Raw genomic sequence first — 16,368 nt, forward strand, 5'->3', positions numbered from 1 at the left:
GTCAGGCCGAGAGCTTCTCGCGGCCCTTGGCGCGACGAGCCGACAGGATGGCACGGCCGGCACGCGTGCGCATGCGGAGGCGGAAGCCGTGGGTCTTGGCGCGCTTGCGGTTGTTCGGCTGGAACGTTCTCTTGCTCATATCAATCTCCGTGGTGGTCTCTTCACAGGCCGGTGCTGAGTACAGGTGCCAGCACGGGGAGGCCAGGAAAGCTTCTGGGCAGCCGAAACGGCTGAAGTCAACTGATTAAAAGTACGACCTGAGCCGACCGAGGTCAAACCGACGCCGCCGAAACGTCTGATTATGCACGGGATTGGCAGGAACATGCCAACCGACGCGCCGTCGTATTCCGGGAACCGAATTTGATCCGCACCTGTGGACAAGTTACCGTGAGGTCCGAAAGTTATCCCCAGCCCTATCCCAAAAGCGGCAGGAGATCGCTACGGTATTGCAACACAGCGGTGGATAACTCTGTGAATACCCATCGGCGGCATCCCAGCCGCCAGCCCGCCGAGAGTCAGACGGGGGTCAACTCGTCTCTCGGTCCCGGGTGACGGCATCCACACGATACGAAGACGGGGAACGATGGCAGGCGGCGAAGAGTCCATTTCCGCGGCATGGCAGAACGTGCTCGGAAAACTCGAGACGGACGATCGCATCACCCCGCAGCTGTACGGATTCCTCAGCCTGGTGGAGCCCAAGGGCATCATGGCGGGCACCTTCTATCTCGAGGTGCCCAACGAGTTCACCCGCGGGATGATCGAGCAGCGTTCACGCGTCCCGCTCCTGAGCGCGATCGGCTCGCTCGATGACGCGTTCGAGGTGAACACCTTCGCGATCGTCGTCAATCCGGAGATCCAGCAGGAGACGATGTCCGGGCCGGCCGAACCGGAACCCGCCCCGTACCTAGACTCGGCCGCCCCCACGGTGGCCCCGCCCACCGAGATCACGGCGCCCCCGCGCAACGGCGACACCCGCCTCAACTCCAAGTACAGCTTCGACAACTTCGTCATCGGCCAGTCCAACCGCTTCGCGCACGCCGCAGCGGTCGCCGTGGCCGAGGCACCGGCGAAGGCCTACAACCCGCTGTTCATCTACGGCGACTCCGGTCTCGGCAAGACGCACCTCCTGCACGCCATCGGCCACTACGCCATGAGCCTGTACCCGGGCATCCGCGTCCGCTACGTGAGCTCTGAGGAGTTCACCAACGACTTCATCAACTCGATCGCGAACAACCGCGGCTCGTCGTTCCAGGCGAGGTACCGGAACATCGACATCCTGCTGATCGACGACATCCAGTTCCTGCAGCGGGCGGTGGAGACGCAGGAGGCGTTCTTCCACACCTTCAACACGCTGCACGACCACAACAAGCAGGTGGTCATCACCAGCGACCTGCCGCCCAAGATGCTCACCGGCTTCGAGGACCGGATGCGCTCGCGGTTCGAGTGGGGCCTGATCACCGACGTCCAGGTCCCCGACCTCGAGACCCGCATCGCGATCCTCCGCAAGAAGGCGCAGAGCGAGAAGATCCAGGTGCCGGACGACATCCTCGAGTTCATGGCGTCGAAGGTGTCGAGCAACATCCGCGAACTCGAGGGGACGCTGATCCGCGTCACGGCGTTCGCCAGCCTCAACCGCACCCCGGTCGACATGCCTCTCGTGCAGACCGTGCTCAAGGATCTGATCACGCTCGACGACGACAACGTGATCGCGCCGACGGACATCATCACCAACACCGCCGAGTACTTCAAGCTCAGCGTCGACGACCTGTATGGCTCCAGCCGGTCGCAGGCGGTCGCGACCGCCCGGCAGATCGCGATGTATCTGTGCCGCGAGCTGACCAACCTGTCGCTGCCGAAGATCGGGCAGCTGTTCGGCGGCCGCGACCACACGACGGTGATGTACGCCAACAAGAAGATCAGCGAGCTCATGAAGGAGCGGCGCTCGATCTATAACCAGGTGACCGAGCTCACCAGCCGCATCAAGCAGAACCACCGCTACGGCAAATAGCCCCGGCGACCGTGCGCCACGCCCGGCCGGTCGAGACGAGTTATCCACAGATTCATCCCCAGAGTGGGGAGAGCTCGTTATTAACATCTGGGGATAACTTGTGGAGAAGTTCCGGAAAGTCGGCCGATTAATGGGGACGGTCCGCCTCGACTTGTGAAAACCGGCTTGGACGACCCTCCACCGTCCCCGACTGTGAACAGGTGGATTCCTCAGGTCATCAACAACTCACGACCCTGTAGTTCCCGCTGTTTTCCTGCTATCCCCAGAGTTATCCACATTTTCCACAGCGGTTAAGCCCATTAATCATTAACTCTTCTGGATTAAGGCCGGCCGACAACCTCAAGCGCTCGAGCGAATCACAAACTTCTGCGCCAGAGGCCAAGCGCTAGGATTTGTTGCGATCCGTAACCGAGCGCCGACCAGGGGAGACTTCGTGAAGTTCCAAGCCAACCGGGATGTCTTCAGTGAGGCCGTCTCCTTCGCCGTGAAGCTTCTTCCGCAGCGGACCACCCTCCCCATCCTGAGCGGCGTGCTCATCGAGACCACGGACAGCGGACTCCAGCTCTCGTCCTTCGACTATGAGGTCTCTGCACAGACGGAGATCGCCGCCGAGGTGGAGGAGCCTGGTCGTGTCCTCGTCTCCGGACGCCTCCTCGCCGAGATCGCGGCGAAGCTGCCGAACGCTCCCGTGCAGTTCTCCACCGAGGAGTCCAAGATCGTGGTGCGCGCCGGATCCGCGAACTTCACGCTGCTCTCCATGCCGGTCGAGGAATACCCGAGCATCCCGCAGATCGGCGGTGAGGCCGGACTCGTGCCCGCGGAGGAATTCGCGGAGGCCGTCGCCCAGGTCGGCGTCGCGGCGTCCCGCGACGATGTCACCCCGGTGATCACCGGTGTCCAGCTCGAGGTCGGCAACAACACACTCGGTCTGGTCGCCACCGACCGCTACCGGGTGGCCGTTCGCGAGATCGACTGGGACAACGGCACCACGAGCGGCGAGGCCCAGACCGCCCTGGTCCCGGCGCGCACCCTCACCGAGATCGGGAAGACGTTCGGCCACTCCGGCAACGTCTCCATCTCGATCACCAACCGCGACGACCGCGAGCTGATCGCATTCACCGCGGACAAGAAGACCGTGACGTCCCTCCTGATCAAGGGCAACTTCCCGCCGGTGCGCCGGCTGTTCCCCGAGCAGGTCGACAACTACGCGGTGATGAACACCGCAGAGCTCATCGAGGCGACGCGCCGCGTCTCCCTCGTCCTCGAGCGCGAGGCCGCGCTCCGCTACACCTTCACCGCCGACGGACTGACGCTCGAAGCGATCGGCTCGGAGCAGGCGCAAGCATCCGAGAGCATCGACGCTCTCCTCACTGGCCAGGAGACGGTGGTTTCGTTGAAGCCGCAGTTCCTGCTCGATGGTCTCGGTGCCGTGCACTCGGAATTCGTGCGCATCTCGTTCACCAAGACCGAGAACCCCAACAAGCCGGGCCCTGTGCTCATCACGAGCCAGACATCCAAGGACCAGGCAGGCGCGGACTCCTACAAGTACCTCCTGCAGCCCAACCTGCTCCTGCGCTAAGGCGGCCCGGTCCCGCTCCACGAGAGAAGAAGGACAATCATGCACATCGGCCTCATCGGTCTCGGACGCATGGGCAACAACATGCGTGCCCGCCTCGAGAAGAACGGAATCGAGGTCACCGGCTACGACACGAACCCCGAGGTGTCGGATGTGGCGACGCTCGCCGACCTGGTCGCGGCCCTCCCGGCACCGCGGACCGTCTGGGTCATGGTTCCCGCCGGCCAGATCACGGACTCCGTGATCACCGACCTGGAGCCGCTGCTCGAGAAGGGCGACCTGGTGATCGACGGCGGCAACTCCAAGTTCACCGAGGACTTCAAGCACGCCGAGCTGCTCGCCCCCAAGGGCGTCGACTTCATGGACGCCGGCGTCTCCGGTGGCATCTGGGGTCTCGAGAACGGCTACGGGCTCATGGTCGGCGGCTCCAAGAAGCAGGTCGAGCGCGTGATGCCGGTCTTCGACGCGCTGCGGCCGGAGGGTCCGCGCGAGGAAGGCTTCGTCCACGTCGGCGAGGTCGGCGCGGGGCACTACGCGAAGATGGTGCACAACGGCATCGAGTACGCGCTGATGCAGGCGTACGCCGAGGGCTACGAGCTCCTGGACACGCGCAAGGACATCATCAAGGACGTCACCGGCACCTTCAAGGCGTGGCAGCGCGGCACGGTCGTCCGCTCCTGGCTGCTCGACCTGCTGGTGCGCGCGCTCGAGCAGGATCCCGAGTTCGAGCACATCGAGGGATACGTGCAGGACTCCGGCGAGGGTCGCTGGACCGTGGAGGAGGGCCTGAACAACGCGGTCCCTCTGCCGACGATCAGCGCGTCGATCTTCGCCCGCTTCGTCTCGCGCCAGGAGGACTCGCCCGCGATGAAGGCCGTGGCCGCTCTGCGCAACCAGTTCGGTGGCCACGCCGTGAAGGCCGTGGACTAACCCTCCTTGAGAGTTACGCATCTTTCCCTGACCGACTTCCGCAACTACCGCACGGCGGAGGTGCCGTTCGCGGCCGGCGCGAATCTGTTCGTCGGCCGCAACGGCCAGGGCAAGACTAATCTGGTCGAGTCGCTCGGCTACCTGAGCACCCTCGGGTCGCATCGGGTGTCGAGCGACGCGGCCATGATCCGCAAGGACGCGGAGTCCGCCGTCGTGCGGGCGCGCATCCAGCACGAGGGTCGCGAGCTCCTCGTCGAGGTGCAGCTCAACCGCGGGGCCGCGAACCGGGCGCAGGTGAACCGCGCGGCGATCAAGCCGCGGGAGCTGCCGCGCTACTTCTCGAGCGTGCTGTTCGCTCCGGAGGATCTGGCACTGGTGCGGGGTGAGCCGGGCATCCGACGGCGCTTCCTCGATCAGCTGCTCATCCAGCGCAATCCGCGCTTCTCCGCCGTGATCGCCGACTACGAGCGCGTCCTCAAGCAGCGCAACACACTCCTCAAGTCGGCGCGAGCGTCCCGCGTCCGTCCCGACCAGCTGAGCACCCTGGACATCTGGGACGACCGGCTCGTCGCGCTCGGGTCCGAACTCATCGACGCGCGGCTCGACCTCGTCGGCCGGCTGTCCGGCCCGGTCGTCTCGGCCTACCGGTCCGTCGCCGGCGACGACCATCACCCGCGGCTGTTGCCGCAGCTCACCATCCGCGGCGCTCACGTGGAGGATGAGGACGACGATGACGACGCCGCTGTAACCACCTCATCCGGTGACACGTCGGAGACGTTCCGTCAGGCGCTCACCGCCGTGCGCCCGAAGGAGCTGGAGCGCGGGCTCACGCTGATCGGCCCGCACCGTGACGACGTGCTGTTCGAGCTCAACGGGCTGCCGGCGAAGGGGTACGCGAGCCACGGCGAATCGTGGTCGTTCGCGCTCGCGCTGAAACTGGCGTCCGCCGACCTGCTCCGGCACGAGTCCTCGACGGGCGACCCGGTGCTGATCCTCGACGACGTCTTCGCCGAGCTCGACCAGGCGCGACGACGAATGCTTGCAACCGCCGTAGCAGGTTACGAGCAGGTTCTGATCACGGCCGCCGTCTACGACGACGTGCCGGACGAGCTCACGGCCCACACCGTCCGCATCGAAGCGGGCGCGATCGTGGAGTCGGCATGAGTGAGGCGGCCGCCGTCTACCTGCGGATGAAGGAGCTGTTCGCCGGCACCGCCGGGCGCAGCCGCCGGTCCAGGAAGGCCGTTGAGGATCCTGCGGCGAGCCGGCCTTTCGGCGCCGGGCGGGACCCCCGAGGCCTCGGCGATGTGATGGAGGCGCTCACCGCGCAGATGGGCTGGACGGGTGCGCTCGCCAAGTCCGACCTCCTCGACCGCTGGGTGGAACTGGCCGGCGAGGAGACCGCGAAGCATGCCGTCCCCGACCAGATCGCGGACGGTGTGCTCGTCGTGCGCTGCGAGTCGACCGCCTGGGCGACGCAGCTGAGGATGATGCGCTCCGAGCTGCTCGCGCGCATCGCGGAGCGGTTCCCTGACGCGGACATCCAGTCGATCCGTTTCCAAGGGCCGGACGCCCCCTCTTGGAAACGCGGCCCCAGGTCGATTCCAGGGCGTGGTCCACGCGATACTTACGGCTGAGTGCACAAATTAGGTCGCCCCCTCGAAGAAAACGCGTCAGAAGGGCGATTTTCGGCATTTCGGCTTCCCGCGCTTGGTAGAATGGAACGTCACTAGTGAGTGCGGTCAGGAGCCTAATTTCATATGACGATGGAACCGAACAAGGCCGAAGCGGAACACGACTACGGCGCGAATGAGATCCAGATCCTCGAGGGTCTCGAAGCCGTCCGCAAGCGACCCGGAATGTACATCGGCTCCACCGGCCCCCGCGGTCTGCACCACCTGGTCTACGAGATCGTCGACAACTCGGTCGATGAGGCCCTTGCCGGCGCAGCGGACAACATCGAGGTGACCATCCTCCCGGACGGCGCCGTGCGCGTCGCAGACAATGGCCGCGGCATCCCGGTGGACGAGCACCCGACCGAGAAGAAGTCGACCGTCGAGGTCGTCCTCACCATCCTGCACGCCGGCGGAAAGTTCGGCGGCGGCGGGTACGCCGTCTCCGGCGGTCTGCACGGCGTCGGCAGCTCCGTCGTCAACGCGCTCTCCAGCCGGCTGGACGTCGAGGTGCGTCGGCAGGGCTTCTCCTGGACGCAGAGCTACCGCAACGGTGTTCCGCAGGCGCCTCTCGCGCAGGGCGAGCCGACGGAGGAGACCGGAACGATCATCACGTTCTGGCCGAGCCCGGACACGTTCGAGACCGTCGTCTTCGACTACGACACGCTCCGCACCCGCTTCCAGCAGATGGCGTTCCTGAACAAGGGACTCCGCATCGCGATCACGGACGAGCGCGCTCCCCAGCTCGAGCCCGTCGAGGGCGAGATCGAGGAGGAGGCGGAGGAGTTCACCGCCCGCAGCGATGTCTTCCTGTACGAGCGCGGTCTGACCGACTACGTCCACTACCTCAACTCCGCGAAGAAGGCGGAGGTCGTCCACGACGAGATCATCTCGTTCGAATCCGAGGACACCGAGCGCAAGATCGCTCTGGAAGTCGCGATGCAGTGGACCACGGGCTACAACGAGTCGGTGTTCACCTACGCGAACACCATCAACACGCACGAGGGCGGGACCCACGAAGAGGGCTTCCGGGCCGCGCTCACCACGCTGGTGAACCGCTACGCGCGTGCGCAGAACATCCTCAAGGAGAAGGACGACAACCTCTCCGGCGACGACGTGCGCGAGGGACTGACCGCGGTCATCTCGGTGAAGCTCGCCGAGCCGCAGTTCGAGGGACAGACCAAGACCAAGCTCGGCAACACCGAGGCCAAGGCGTTCGTGCAGAAGGTCGTCGGCGACCAGCTCGGCGACTGGTTCGACCGCAACCCGAACCAGGCCAAGGAGATCATCCGCAAGGCGCTGCAGGCGGCGACCGCGCGCATCGCGGCACGCAAGGCCCGTGAGACCGCGCGGCGCAAGGGACTGCTCGAGAGCGGCGGGATGCCGGGCAAGCTCAAGGACTGCCAGTCGAAGGACCCGACGATCTCGGAGATCTTCATCGTCGAGGGCGACTCGGCAGGCGGTTCGGCGGTCCAGGGCCGCAACCCGGAGACGCAGGCGATCCTGCCGCTGCGCGGAAAGATCCTGAATGTCGAGAAGGCCCGGCTCGACCGCGCCCTCGCGAACAACGAGGTGCAGGCGATGATCACGGCGTTCGGTGCCGGCATCGGCGAGGACTTCAACCCGGAGAAGGCGCGCTACCACAAGATCGTGCTGATGGCCGACGCCGATGTGGACGGCCAGCACATCACGACCCTGCTGCTGACGCTGCTCTTCCGCTACATGCGCCCGATGATCGAGCTCGGCTACGTGTACCTCGCGCAGCCGCCGCTCTACCGCCTGAAGTGGTCGAACGCCGAGCACGAGTACGTGTACTCCGACCGGGAGCGCGACGCATTCCTGGCCGAGGGACTCGCGGCCGGCAAGCGCATCCCGAAGGACAACGGCGTGCAGCGCTACAAGGGTCTCGGCGAGATGGACTACAAGGAGCTCTGGGAGACCACGATGAACCCGGAGACCCGCACCCTGCTGCAGGTCACGCTCGACGATGCGGCCGCCGCGGACGAGATCTTCGCCACCCTGATGGGCGAGGACGTGGAGTCGCGCCGCTCGTTCATCCAGAAGAACGCGAAGGACGTGCGTTTCCTTGACATCTGACAACTCGGCATCTGACGACAACGGCAGCGGCGGGGAGAACACTGTGACGGACGAAGAGACCACCGGCGAGGGCTTCGGCATCCACGGCCGGATCGACCAGGTCGACCTGCAGGCGGAGATGCAGCGGTCGTACCTCGACTACGCGATGAGCGTCATCATCGGGCGCGCGCTGCCCGAGGTGCGTGACGGCCTGAAGCCCGTGCACCGCCGGGTCATCTACGCGATGTTCGACGGCGGCTACCGGCCGGACAAGGCGTTCTCCAAGTGCGCCCGTGTGGTCGGCGACGTGATGGGCCAGTTCCACCCGCACGGAGACTCGGCGATCTACGACGCACTGGTCCGCCTCGTCCAGCCGTGGAGCCTGCGCTACCCGCTCGCGCTCGGCCAGGGCAACTTCGGCTCGCCCGGTAACGACGGCGCCGCCGCCCCGCGATACACCGAGACCAAGATGGCGCCGCTCGCGCTGGAGATGGTCAGGGACATCGACGAGGAGACCGTCGACTTCCAGGACAACTACGACGGCCGCACGCAGGAGCCCGCTGTCCTCCCGAGTCGGTTCCCGAACCTGCTGGTCAACGGCTCGGTCGGCATCGCGGTCGGCATGGCCACGAACATCCCGCCGCACAACCTTCGCGAGGTCGCGGATGGCGCGCTGTGGCACCTGGCCAACCCGGACGCGTCGCGCGAGGAGCTTCTGGAGGAGCTCATCCGCCGCATCAAGGGACCGGACTTCCCGACCGGTGCTCAGATCCTCGGCGTCAAGGGCATCCAGGACACCTACCGCACCGGGCGCGGCTCGATCACGATGCGCGCGGTGGTGAACATCGAGGAGATCCAGGGCCGCGTCTGCCTGGTCGTCACCGAACTGCCGTACCAGGTCAACCCGGACAACCTCGCGATCAAGATCGCCGAGCTGGTGAAGGACGGCCGCATCGGCGGCATCGCCGACATCCGCGACGAGACCTCCGGCCGCACCGGTCAGCGCCTCGTCATCGTGCTGAAGCGCGACGCCGTGGCCAAGGTGGTGCTGAACAACCTCTACAAGCACACCCAGCTGCAGGAGAACTTCGGCGCGAACATGCTGGCGATCGTGGACAATGTCCCGCGCACGCTCGCGCTCGACGGCTTCATCACGGCGTGGGTCGACCACCAGATCGATGTCATCGTCCGCCGGTCGCAGTACCGGCTGCGCAAGAAGGAGGAGCGGGCGCACATCCTGCGCGGCTACCTCAAGGCGCTGGACATGCTCGACGAGGTCATCGCGCTCATCCGCCGCTCGCCGACCGTCGAGGACGCGCGCGAGGGACTGAAGACGCTGCTCGACGTCGACGAGATCCAGGCCGACGCGATCCTCACCATGCAGCTGCGTCGTCTTGCCGCGCTCGAGCGCCAGAAGATCATCGAGGAGCACGACCAGATCGAGCTCGAGATCGCCGAGCTCAAGGCGATCCTTGCCGACCCCGCGCGCCAGCGCGCGATCGTCAGCGAGGAGCTCACGGAGATCGTCGATCGCTTCGGGGACGACCGCCGCACCGAGATCATGTTCGGCTTCGACGGCGACATGAGCGTGGAGGACCTCATCCCCGAAGAGGAGATGGTCGTCACCGTCACGCGCGGCGGCTACATCAAGCGCACCCGCAGCGACAACTACCGCAGCCAGCACCGCGGCGGCAAGGGAGTGAAGGGCGCCCAGCTGCGCGGCGAGGACGTGGTGGACCACTTCTTCGTGACGACGACGCACCACTGGCTGCTGTTCTTCACGAACAAGGGCCGCGTCTACCGCGCCAAGGCGTACGAGGTGCAGGAGGCCGGCCGCGACGCCAAGGGCCAGCACGTCGCGAATCTGCTCGCCATGCAGCCGGACGAGGAGATCGCCGAGATCCTCGACATCCGCGACTACCAGGCCGCGAAGTACCTGGTGCTCGCCACCCGCGACGGCCTGATCAAGAAGACCGCGCTCGAGGAGTACGACACCAACCGCTCCGGCGGCATCATTGCGATCAAGCTGCGCGAGGACGACGAGCTCGTCTCGGCTCTGCTGGTCGAGGAGGACTCCGACCTGCTGCTCGTCTCGCGGAAGGGCATGTCCATCCGCTTCACGGCGAGCGATGAGGCGCTGCGCCCGATGGGGCGCTCCACCTCCGGCGTCATCGGAATGCACTTCCGCGGCGAGGACAAGCTGCTCGACGCGTCCGTCGTCTCGGACGAGGGCTACGTGTTCGTGGTGACCGAGGGCGGTTACGCGAAGCGGACCTCCGCCGACCAGTACCGTCTGCAGAACCGCGGCGGACTCGGCATCAAGGTCGCCAAGCTGAGCGATGACAGGGGAGACCTGGTGGGTGCTCTCATCGTCGAGGACGATGACGAGGTCCTTGTGGTTCTTGCCAGCGGCAAGGTGGTACGCTCTGCCGTGGCCGAGGTACCCGCCAAGGGCCGCGACACCATGGGTGTCGTCTTTGCACGTTTCGCCGAGTCCGACAAGATCATCGCTCTGGCGAAGAACACCGAACGTAACCTCGATTCCCAGGGAACTGATGCAGAATCGGACGCCGAGACGGAGTCCGTTCCCGGCGAGAGCATGGGGGACGTCGGGAAGGAAGAAACCGTAGATGAGCAGTAGCGTCGCCGAGAAACTCGCGAAGAAGTCGTCCCGACGGCCAGCATCCGCCAAGCAGGTGCGGCTGAAGCTCGTGTACATCGACTTCTGGTCGACGGTGAAGCTGGCGTTCCTCGCCGGGATCTGCCTGGCGATCATCGCGATCGTCGGCACGTTCCTGATCTGGACGGTGCTCGACCGCACCGGCATCTTCGATCAGCTGAACGGCCTCGTGAAGGACGTGGCGGGCGCCGGCGGGGGAGACCTCCGCTCGGTGCTGGGCCTCGGCCAGGTGATGGGCTTCTCGCTCATCGTGGCGATCCTCGACATCGTGGTCGTCACCGCCCTCGGCGCCGTCTTCGCGCTGCTGTACAACCTTTCCGTGAAGATCACCGGCGGCCTGCTCGTCGGTTTCACCAACAACTGAATCCGTCGATTCGCCAATTGTGGAGCAGATCAGGTAGGCTCTTATCTGCCCATTCGGGGATATAGCTCAGGCGGTTAGAGCGCTTCGCTGATAACGAAGAGGTCCGAGGTTCAAGTCCTCGTATCCCCACCACTCCCTCTCACGGGGCCTTAGCTCAGTTGGTAGAGCGCCTGCTTTGCAAGCAGGATGTCAGGAGTTCGAATCTCCTAGGCTCCACCCTTCTCCGCTCCAGCTCGTCACTCCGGCGCCACGATCGGCCGCTCCGGGAACGGGCTCGAGTAGGCGATGCTCGTGGTCACACTGCCGAGCGTGCCGACGGATCCGCTGACCTCCTCCAGGTGGCCCATCGACGTTGCGACGACCTTGAGGATGAAGCAGTCGTCTCCCGTCACGTGGTGCGCCTCGACGACCTCCGGGGTCGCGGCGAGCAGGTCGTGCAGTGGGCCGTACTGGCTGCTCGGGTAGCGCAGACGCAGGAACGCCAGGATGCCGTAGCCGAGGCGCTCCGGGTCGACGACTGCGCGGTAGCCGGTGATGACACCCGCGTCCTCGAGCCTGCGGACGCGCTCGGCGACGGCGCTGCTCGACATGTGGACGGTTCTGGCGAGCTCTGCGACGGTGATGCGGCCGTCGCGCTGGAGCTCGGCCAGGACGGCTCTGTCGACAGCATCCGCTTCGAATGGAGGATTCACGGCCATGCGGTGATTCTTCCAGTGATTCGCCGGTGCGAGCCACCGAAGCCCGTCGATCGTCTGTTCCTCTCGCCGATCGACCACCCTAATCTCGTGTCATGACCGAAACCGCTTCCTCCGCCGCCCGCCACTTCGCCGGCAAGCTCCGTTTCGAGACCGACCCGTCGGACGTGCAGGCGGCGCTCGAGGCCGGCGAGCGATTCGTGCTCGTCGACAACCGGGGTGAGGCGGCCTGGCGCCAGGGGAGGGCCTCCGGCGCCATCCACCTGCCGACCGCGGAGATCGCCGAGCGCGCCGCCCACAGCATCCCGGCGGGCGTGCCCGTCGTCGTCTACTGCTGGGGGCCGGGATGCAACGGCTCGACCAAGGCGGCGCTCGCCCTGAGCCTGCTGGGCTATGAGGTTCGCGAGATGATCGGAGGGTTCGAGTACTGGGCGCGTGAGGGACTCCCCGTCGAGGACGACAACGGACCGGTGAACCGGGCCTCCGATCCGCTCACCGCACCCGTCGATGCGGCGGCGTGCGCCTGCTGACTACTTGAGCAGCCGGGACAGCACCCGATCGGCGAGTGGCTTCCCGCCGGTCTGGCAGGTGGGGCAGTACTGAAGCGTCGAGTCGTGGAAGATCACCTGACGGATGGTGTCCCCGCAGACCGGGCACGGCTGGCCCGTGCGGCCGTGCACGCGCATCCCGGACTTCTTCTCGCCCTTGAGCTCGGACGCGGCGAGGCCATCGGCGCGGGCGAGCGCGTCCCGGAGGGTGGACTCGAGCGAGGCGTAGAGGCGGTCGATCTCGTCGTCGGTCATCGCCGCCGGCTTGAACGGGGACATCTTCGCTACGTGCAGGATCTCGTCGGAGTACGCGTTGCCGATGCCGGCGATCAGGGACTGGTTGCGGAGCACACCCTTGATCTGGGCGCGACCTTGGCCCGCGAGGATGCCGGCGAAGACCTCGCGGGTGAACGCCGGGTCCAGCGGATCCGGGCCCAGCCGCGCGATGCCGGGCACCTCGGCGGGGTCGCGCACGATCGAGATGGCCAGGCTCTTCTTGGTCCCGGCCTCGGTGATGTCCAGTCCGGAGCCGTCGTCGAGCACGAGCCGAGCCGCGAGCGGGCCCTTGCTCGGGCGGCCGGTCGGCGGGGGAGGAGCCCCCTCACGCCAGCGGATCCAGCCCGCCCGCGCGAGGTGGATGACGATGTGGAGGTCGTCCGCAGCGATGTCGAGGAACTTGCCATGGCGGGAGACGCCGGAGATCGTCGTGCCGCGCAGCGCATCCGGGGACGGCTCGAACGTCTTGAGGGCGGAGAACGCGACGATGCTCAGACGATCGATGGTGCGCCCGGCCAATCGCCCGCCGAGGTCGGCGGCGAGAGCGGTGACTTCCGGAAGTTCGGGCACCACCCCATCCTGCCCCTCCCGTCCGACTTCGCGCAGTAGGGTGACGGAATGGATATCAGGATCGCCGCCTACGGAGTGATCCTCGACGGCGATCGCATGCTGCTCGCGCACTGGAACGAGGGCGGCCGATCCGGATGGACGCTGCCCGGCGGCGGAATCGATCCTGGCGAGGATCCCGTGGACGCCGTCGTCCGCGAGATCGCGGAGGAGACCGGCTACGCCGCCAGGGCGGACGAGCTGCTCGGCATCGACTCCAAGGTGATCCCCGCCGAGGCCCGCTTCGTGCCGGAGGCCGGCCCGCTGCATGCCCTGCGGATCGTGTACCGCGCAGCGGTGCTGGGCGGAACGCTCACGAACGAGCGAGACGGCTCCACCGACGAAGCGCGGTGGTTCCCGCTGTCCGCGCTGCCGAACCGGCGGGTGGAGCTGGTCGACATCGCGCTCGGGATGGCGGGGCTGGCCTAGACGGTCACCGGGCGCTCCCGTTCGGACGGGATGATGATCCACATCGCCAGATAGGCGATGAACTGGGGACCGGGCAGCAGGCAGGAGATCAGGAAGAGCACGCGCACGGTCAGCGGCTGGATGCCGAAGCGACGCGCGAGCGCGGCGCAGACGCCGCCGAGGATGCGGCCATCACGAGGACGTTCGAGGCTGTTCATGAGTCCAGCCTCGTGGAACGCCGCGACGAGCGGAATCGGGGAAACCCCCGAAACGACCCGGAGGCCCACCCTCCGGGTCGGCGACGATCGTCGCTACTCGGCGGGCGGGGTGGTGGGCTCCTCGTCGGCGACCCACAGCTCGTCGTCGGCGCGGAACGTCTGCCACACGGCATACAGCAGGCCGGCGGCGGCGATGACGCCGAGCCCGACGGCGATGACGGTTCCGGCGCCGGGGCCGGACTTCTGCTTGGCGACGGACGCCTTGCGCGTCAGCTCCTTGCCGGCCTTCTTGAAGTCTCCGGCGAAGGCGGCCGAGCGGGCGGCGCGCGCGTGGTCGACGACCGAAAGCGCGGTCCCGACGGCGGTCCCCACGGCCGGGATGACGTCTCCGACGAGGCGGTCGCGGGCGACACCCGCGTACTTGCCCGCGGTGTCGCGCGCCGTCTGGGCGGCGGGACGCACGTAGGAGTCGTAGCCTTCACGGACGCGCGGCGCGATCTCCTCCCGCGTGTAGTAGGCGGCCTGCTTGCGAGCCTCGGCGGCGAGGGCGTTCGCGTTGCTCAGCACTTCCTGCTGCTGCCCCCACAGGTCTTCGGCGTTACTGCGCAGTCGCTTCAGCTCCTTCTGGCGCTTCCGTGTCAGGCTCATTCGGGACCTCCATTGCGTCGGAATAGCGAACTCCACTCCATCTTGCCACCGAAAGGGCTGAGGATGACCCGAGAGCCGGACAGACCCTCGGAGTTCCCTCTACCCCCCTGTGCAAGAATTGGTGCCATGTCTAAGCACACCGCTGTCGCCACGCTCCACACTAACTACGGAGACATCAAGGTCAACCTCTTCGGCAACCACGCTCCGAAGACGGTCAGGAACTTCGTCGGCCTGGCGACCGGTGAGATCGAGTGGACGCACCCGGCCACGGGCGAGAAGACGAACGCGCACCTCTACGACGGCGTGATCTTCCACCGCATCATCCCCGGCTTCATGATCCAGGGCGGCGACCCGCTCGGCCAGGGCATCGGCGGACCGGGCTACCAGTTCGACGACGAGATCAACCCCGAGCTCGACTTCACCCAGCCGTACATGCTGGCCATGGCGAACGCCGGCATCCAGGGCGGCCGCGGCACGAACGGCTCGCAGTTCTTCATCACCGTCGGCCCGACCACCTGGCTGCAGGGCAAGCACACGATCTTCGGCGAGGTCGCGGACGACGCGTCGCGCAAGGTCGTCGACAAGCTCGCCGAGGTGCCGACGGACGCGCGCGACCGGCCGCTCGACGACGTGGTCATCGAGTCGGTCGAGATCGAGCAGGTCTGAGAGAGGGCGGGCGGAGAGGAAGGATGTCTCAGCCCGTCGACGCACCACCGAGCGTCTGCTATCGCCACCCGGACAGGGTGAGCTATGTGCTGTGCCAGCGCTGCGGGCGCACCATCTGCGGTGAGTGCCAGACTCCGGCAGCCGTCGGTGTGGTCTGCCCGGAGTGCATGGCGCAGCAGCGCTCGACCGCTCCGCGCGCCGCGCGCCCGGCGTGGCTCAGCCGGTTCACCGGGCCCGGGGCGCCTGTCGTCACCTACGGCATCATCGCCGTGTGCGTGGTGGTGTTCATCCTGCAGAACCTGCCGTTCATCGGTGGGCAGGTCACCAATGCCCTGATCTACGCGGGCGCGTACTCGTACCCGACCGGGACACTGTCGCCGCTGATCGGGTTCGAACCGTGGCGGATGATCACCTCGATCTTCGCCCACGCCAACCTGATCCATCTGGCGCTGAACATGTACACGCTGTGGATCTTCGGTATCGCACTGGAACCGATGCTGGGCCGCCTGCGCTACTTCGGGCTGTTCCTCATCAGCGGGTTCGCCGGGTCCGTCGCCGTCCTTCTCATCACCCCGCTGAACCAGCCCGTCCTCGGCGCCTCCGGGGCGATCTTCGGGATGTTCGGCGCCTTCTTCATCATCCAGCGGAGGCTCGGCGGCAACGCGACGCAGATCCTGGTGCTCGTGGCGCTCAACCTGGCGATCGGGTTCATCCCGGGGTTCAACATCTCGTGGCAGGCGCACGTCGGAGGCTTCATCGGCGGCCTGCTCGTCGGCCTCATCTACGTCGAGACGCGCAGGCCCTCGCGGCGCCGGTGGCAGCTGCCGCTGATCATCGTGCTGTGCCTGCTGCTCCTCGCTGTCAGCCTGCTGCACTTCGTGTAATTCCCCACAATGCGTGGATAAGTTATCCACAGCCTTATTAACAGTGGGGATAATTACACGGGTGTAACTCTCCACAGGCTTATTAACACTGGGGAGAACGGGCGTGGCTCCC

17 protein-coding genes and 2 tRNA genes are annotated in these 16,368 nt (G+C 66.4%); 14 read left to right on the top strand and 5 right to left on the bottom strand.

Features of this window, described 5'->3' with window-relative positions; all coding sequences use genetic code 11:
• Position 1: 1 nt before the first annotated feature.
• Entirely contained in the window at positions 2-139 is a 138-nt protein-coding gene (gene rpmH / locus AAME72_RS07225; RefSeq protein ID WP_055922080.1) for a 50S ribosomal protein L34, read from the bottom strand.
• 444 nt (positions 140-583) lie between these two features.
• Here rpmH and dnaA point away from each other — a divergent pair, with 444 nt between their 5' ends.
• The 10 genes from dnaA (at position 584) to AAME72_RS07275 (ending at position 11,523) form a co-directional block, all read left to right on the top strand.
• Positions 584-2,008 (top strand): chromosomal replication initiator protein DnaA, encoded by a 1,425-nt coding sequence (gene dnaA / locus AAME72_RS07230; protein ID WP_348789561.1) that lies wholly within the window; start codon positions 584-586, stop codon positions 2,006-2,008.
• A gap of 433 nt (positions 2,009-2,441) precedes the next feature.
• Positions 2,442-3,587, top strand: a complete 1,146-nt coding sequence (dnaN, locus tag AAME72_RS07235) for a DNA polymerase III subunit beta (protein WP_348789562.1) — start codon at positions 2,442-2,444, stop codon at positions 3,585-3,587.
• A gap of 39 nt (positions 3,588-3,626) precedes the next feature.
• A complete protein-coding gene (gnd, locus tag AAME72_RS07240) occupies positions 3,627-4,514 on the top strand; it encodes a phosphogluconate dehydrogenase (NAD(+)-dependent, decarboxylating) (protein WP_348789563.1) in 888 nt (295 codons plus the stop codon).
• A gap of 6 nt (positions 4,515-4,520) precedes the next feature.
• Positions 4,521-5,678 carry a DNA replication/repair protein RecF gene (recF, locus tag AAME72_RS07245; protein WP_348789564.1) on the top strand — a complete coding sequence of 386 codons (1,158 nt, stop codon included), beginning with the start codon at positions 4,521-4,523 and terminating at the stop codon, positions 5,676-5,678.
• Positions 5,675-6,151: a DciA family protein gene (locus AAME72_RS07250; RefSeq protein ID WP_348789565.1), complete on the top strand. Its 477-nt coding sequence runs from the start codon at positions 5,675-5,677 to the stop codon at positions 6,149-6,151. The genes recF and AAME72_RS07250 overlap by 4 nt, the downstream gene beginning before the upstream one ends.
• 123 nt (positions 6,152-6,274) lie before the next feature.
• Positions 6,275-8,284 (top strand): DNA topoisomerase (ATP-hydrolyzing) subunit B, encoded by a 2,010-nt coding sequence (gene gyrB / locus AAME72_RS07255; RefSeq protein ID WP_348789566.1) that lies wholly within the window; start codon positions 6,275-6,277, stop codon positions 8,282-8,284.
• 43 nt (positions 8,285-8,327) lie between these two features.
• A complete protein-coding gene (gyrA, locus tag AAME72_RS07260) occupies positions 8,328-10,904 on the top strand; it encodes a DNA gyrase subunit A (RefSeq protein ID WP_348789567.1) in 2,577 nt (858 codons plus the stop codon).
• On the top strand, positions 10,894-11,307 hold the full coding sequence (locus AAME72_RS07265; protein WP_348789568.1) for a DUF3566 domain-containing protein: 414 nt from the start codon (positions 10,894-10,896) through the stop codon (positions 11,305-11,307). Before gyrA ends, AAME72_RS07265 begins: the two co-directional genes overlap by 11 nt.
• Positions 11,308-11,362: 55 nt before the next feature.
• Positions 11,363-11,439, top strand: a tRNA-Ile gene (locus tag AAME72_RS07270).
• Between the two features lie 11 nt (positions 11,440-11,450).
• Positions 11,451-11,523, top strand: a tRNA-Ala gene (locus AAME72_RS07275).
• 20 nt (positions 11,524-11,543) lie between these two features.
• Here the strand turns inward: AAME72_RS07275 and AAME72_RS07280 are convergent.
• Entirely contained in the window at positions 11,544-12,005 is a 462-nt protein-coding gene (locus AAME72_RS07280; RefSeq protein ID WP_348789569.1) for an Lrp/AsnC family transcriptional regulator, read from the bottom strand.
• A 92-nt stretch (positions 12,006-12,097) separates the two neighbouring features.
• Here AAME72_RS07280 and AAME72_RS07285 point away from each other — a divergent pair, with 92 nt between their 5' ends.
• A complete protein-coding gene (locus AAME72_RS07285; RefSeq protein ID WP_348789570.1) occupies positions 12,098-12,532 on the top strand; it encodes a rhodanese-like domain-containing protein in 435 nt (144 codons plus the stop codon).
• Here AAME72_RS07285 and AAME72_RS07290 read toward each other — a convergent pair whose 3' ends face one another.
• Positions 12,533-13,396, bottom strand: coding sequence for a DNA-formamidopyrimidine glycosylase family protein (locus AAME72_RS07290; RefSeq protein WP_348789571.1), 864 nt, complete (start codon positions 13,394-13,396; stop codon positions 12,533-12,535).
• 48 nt (positions 13,397-13,444) lie between these two features.
• Here AAME72_RS07290 and AAME72_RS07295 point away from each other — a divergent pair, with 48 nt between their 5' ends.
• On the top strand, positions 13,445-13,861 hold the full coding sequence (locus tag AAME72_RS07295; protein ID WP_348789572.1) for an NUDIX hydrolase: 417 nt from the start codon (positions 13,445-13,447) through the stop codon (positions 13,859-13,861).
• Here the strand turns inward: AAME72_RS07295 and AAME72_RS07300 are convergent.
• Entirely contained in the window at positions 13,858-14,058 is a 201-nt protein-coding gene (locus AAME72_RS07300) for a PspC domain-containing protein (protein ID WP_348789573.1), read from the bottom strand. The genes AAME72_RS07295 and AAME72_RS07300 overlap by 4 nt on opposite strands.
• 93 nt (positions 14,059-14,151) lie before the next feature.
• Positions 14,152-14,706: a hypothetical protein gene (locus AAME72_RS07305; protein WP_348789574.1), complete on the bottom strand. Its 555-nt coding sequence runs from the start codon at positions 14,704-14,706 to the stop codon at positions 14,152-14,154.
• A 126-nt stretch (positions 14,707-14,832) separates the two neighbouring features.
• On the opposite strand from AAME72_RS07305, the gene AAME72_RS07310 reads away from it, so the two are divergent.
• Together AAME72_RS07310 and AAME72_RS07315 are read left to right on the top strand one after the other, a co-directional pair.
• The gene (locus tag AAME72_RS07310) at positions 14,833-15,372 is read left to right on the top strand and encodes a peptidylprolyl isomerase (RefSeq protein ID WP_348789575.1); all 540 of its coding nucleotides are present in this window, start codon (positions 14,833-14,835) and stop codon (positions 15,370-15,372) included.
• A gap of 23 nt (positions 15,373-15,395) precedes the next feature.
• A complete protein-coding gene (locus AAME72_RS07315; protein WP_348789576.1) occupies positions 15,396-16,256 on the top strand; it encodes a rhomboid family intramembrane serine protease in 861 nt (286 codons plus the stop codon).
• The last annotated feature ends 112 nt before the right edge of the window (positions 16,257-16,368 follow it).

Origin of the sequence: Leifsonia sp. NPDC080035, from assembly GCF_040050925.1 — a bacterium.
Classification (GTDB): Bacteria; Actinomycetota; Actinomycetes; order Actinomycetales; family Microbacteriaceae; genus Leifsonia.

Bases quoted from the DNA above. Each gene is read 5' to 3' on its own strand.
- rpmH (WP_055922080.1), bottom strand. From the start codon at position 139: ATGAGCAAGAGAACGTTCCAGCCGAACAACCGCAAGCGCGCCAAGACC.
- dnaA (WP_348789561.1), top strand. From the start codon at position 584: ATGGCAGGCGGCGAAGAGTCCATTTCCGCGGCATGGCAGAACGTGCTC.
- gnd (WP_348789563.1), top strand. From the start codon at position 3,627: ATGCACATCGGCCTCATCGGTCTCGGACGCATGGGCAACAACATGCGT.
- AAME72_RS07250 (WP_348789565.1), top strand. From the start codon at position 5,675: ATGAGTGAGGCGGCCGCCGTCTACCTGCGGATGAAGGAGCTGTTCGCC.
- gyrB (WP_348789566.1), top strand. From the start codon at position 6,275: ATGACGATGGAACCGAACAAGGCCGAAGCGGAACACGACTACGGCGCG.
- AAME72_RS07265 (WP_348789568.1), top strand. From the start codon at position 10,894: ATGAGCAGTAGCGTCGCCGAGAAACTCGCGAAGAAGTCGTCCCGACGG.
- AAME72_RS07280 (WP_348789569.1), bottom strand. From the start codon at position 12,005: ATGGCCGTGAATCCTCCATTCGAAGCGGATGCTGTCGACAGAGCCGTC.
- AAME72_RS07285 (WP_348789570.1), top strand. From the start codon at position 12,098: ATGACCGAAACCGCTTCCTCCGCCGCCCGCCACTTCGCCGGCAAGCTC.
- AAME72_RS07295 (WP_348789572.1), top strand. From the start codon at position 13,445: ATGGATATCAGGATCGCCGCCTACGGAGTGATCCTCGACGGCGATCGC.
- AAME72_RS07300 (WP_348789573.1), bottom strand. From the start codon at position 14,058: ATGAACAGCCTCGAACGTCCTCGTGATGGCCGCATCCTCGGCGGCGTC.
- AAME72_RS07305 (WP_348789574.1), bottom strand. From the start codon at position 14,706: ATGAGCCTGACACGGAAGCGCCAGAAGGAGCTGAAGCGACTGCGCAGT.
- AAME72_RS07310 (WP_348789575.1), top strand. From the start codon at position 14,833: ATGTCTAAGCACACCGCTGTCGCCACGCTCCACACTAACTACGGAGAC.
- AAME72_RS07315 (WP_348789576.1), top strand. From the start codon at position 15,396: ATGTCTCAGCCCGTCGACGCACCACCGAGCGTCTGCTATCGCCACCCG.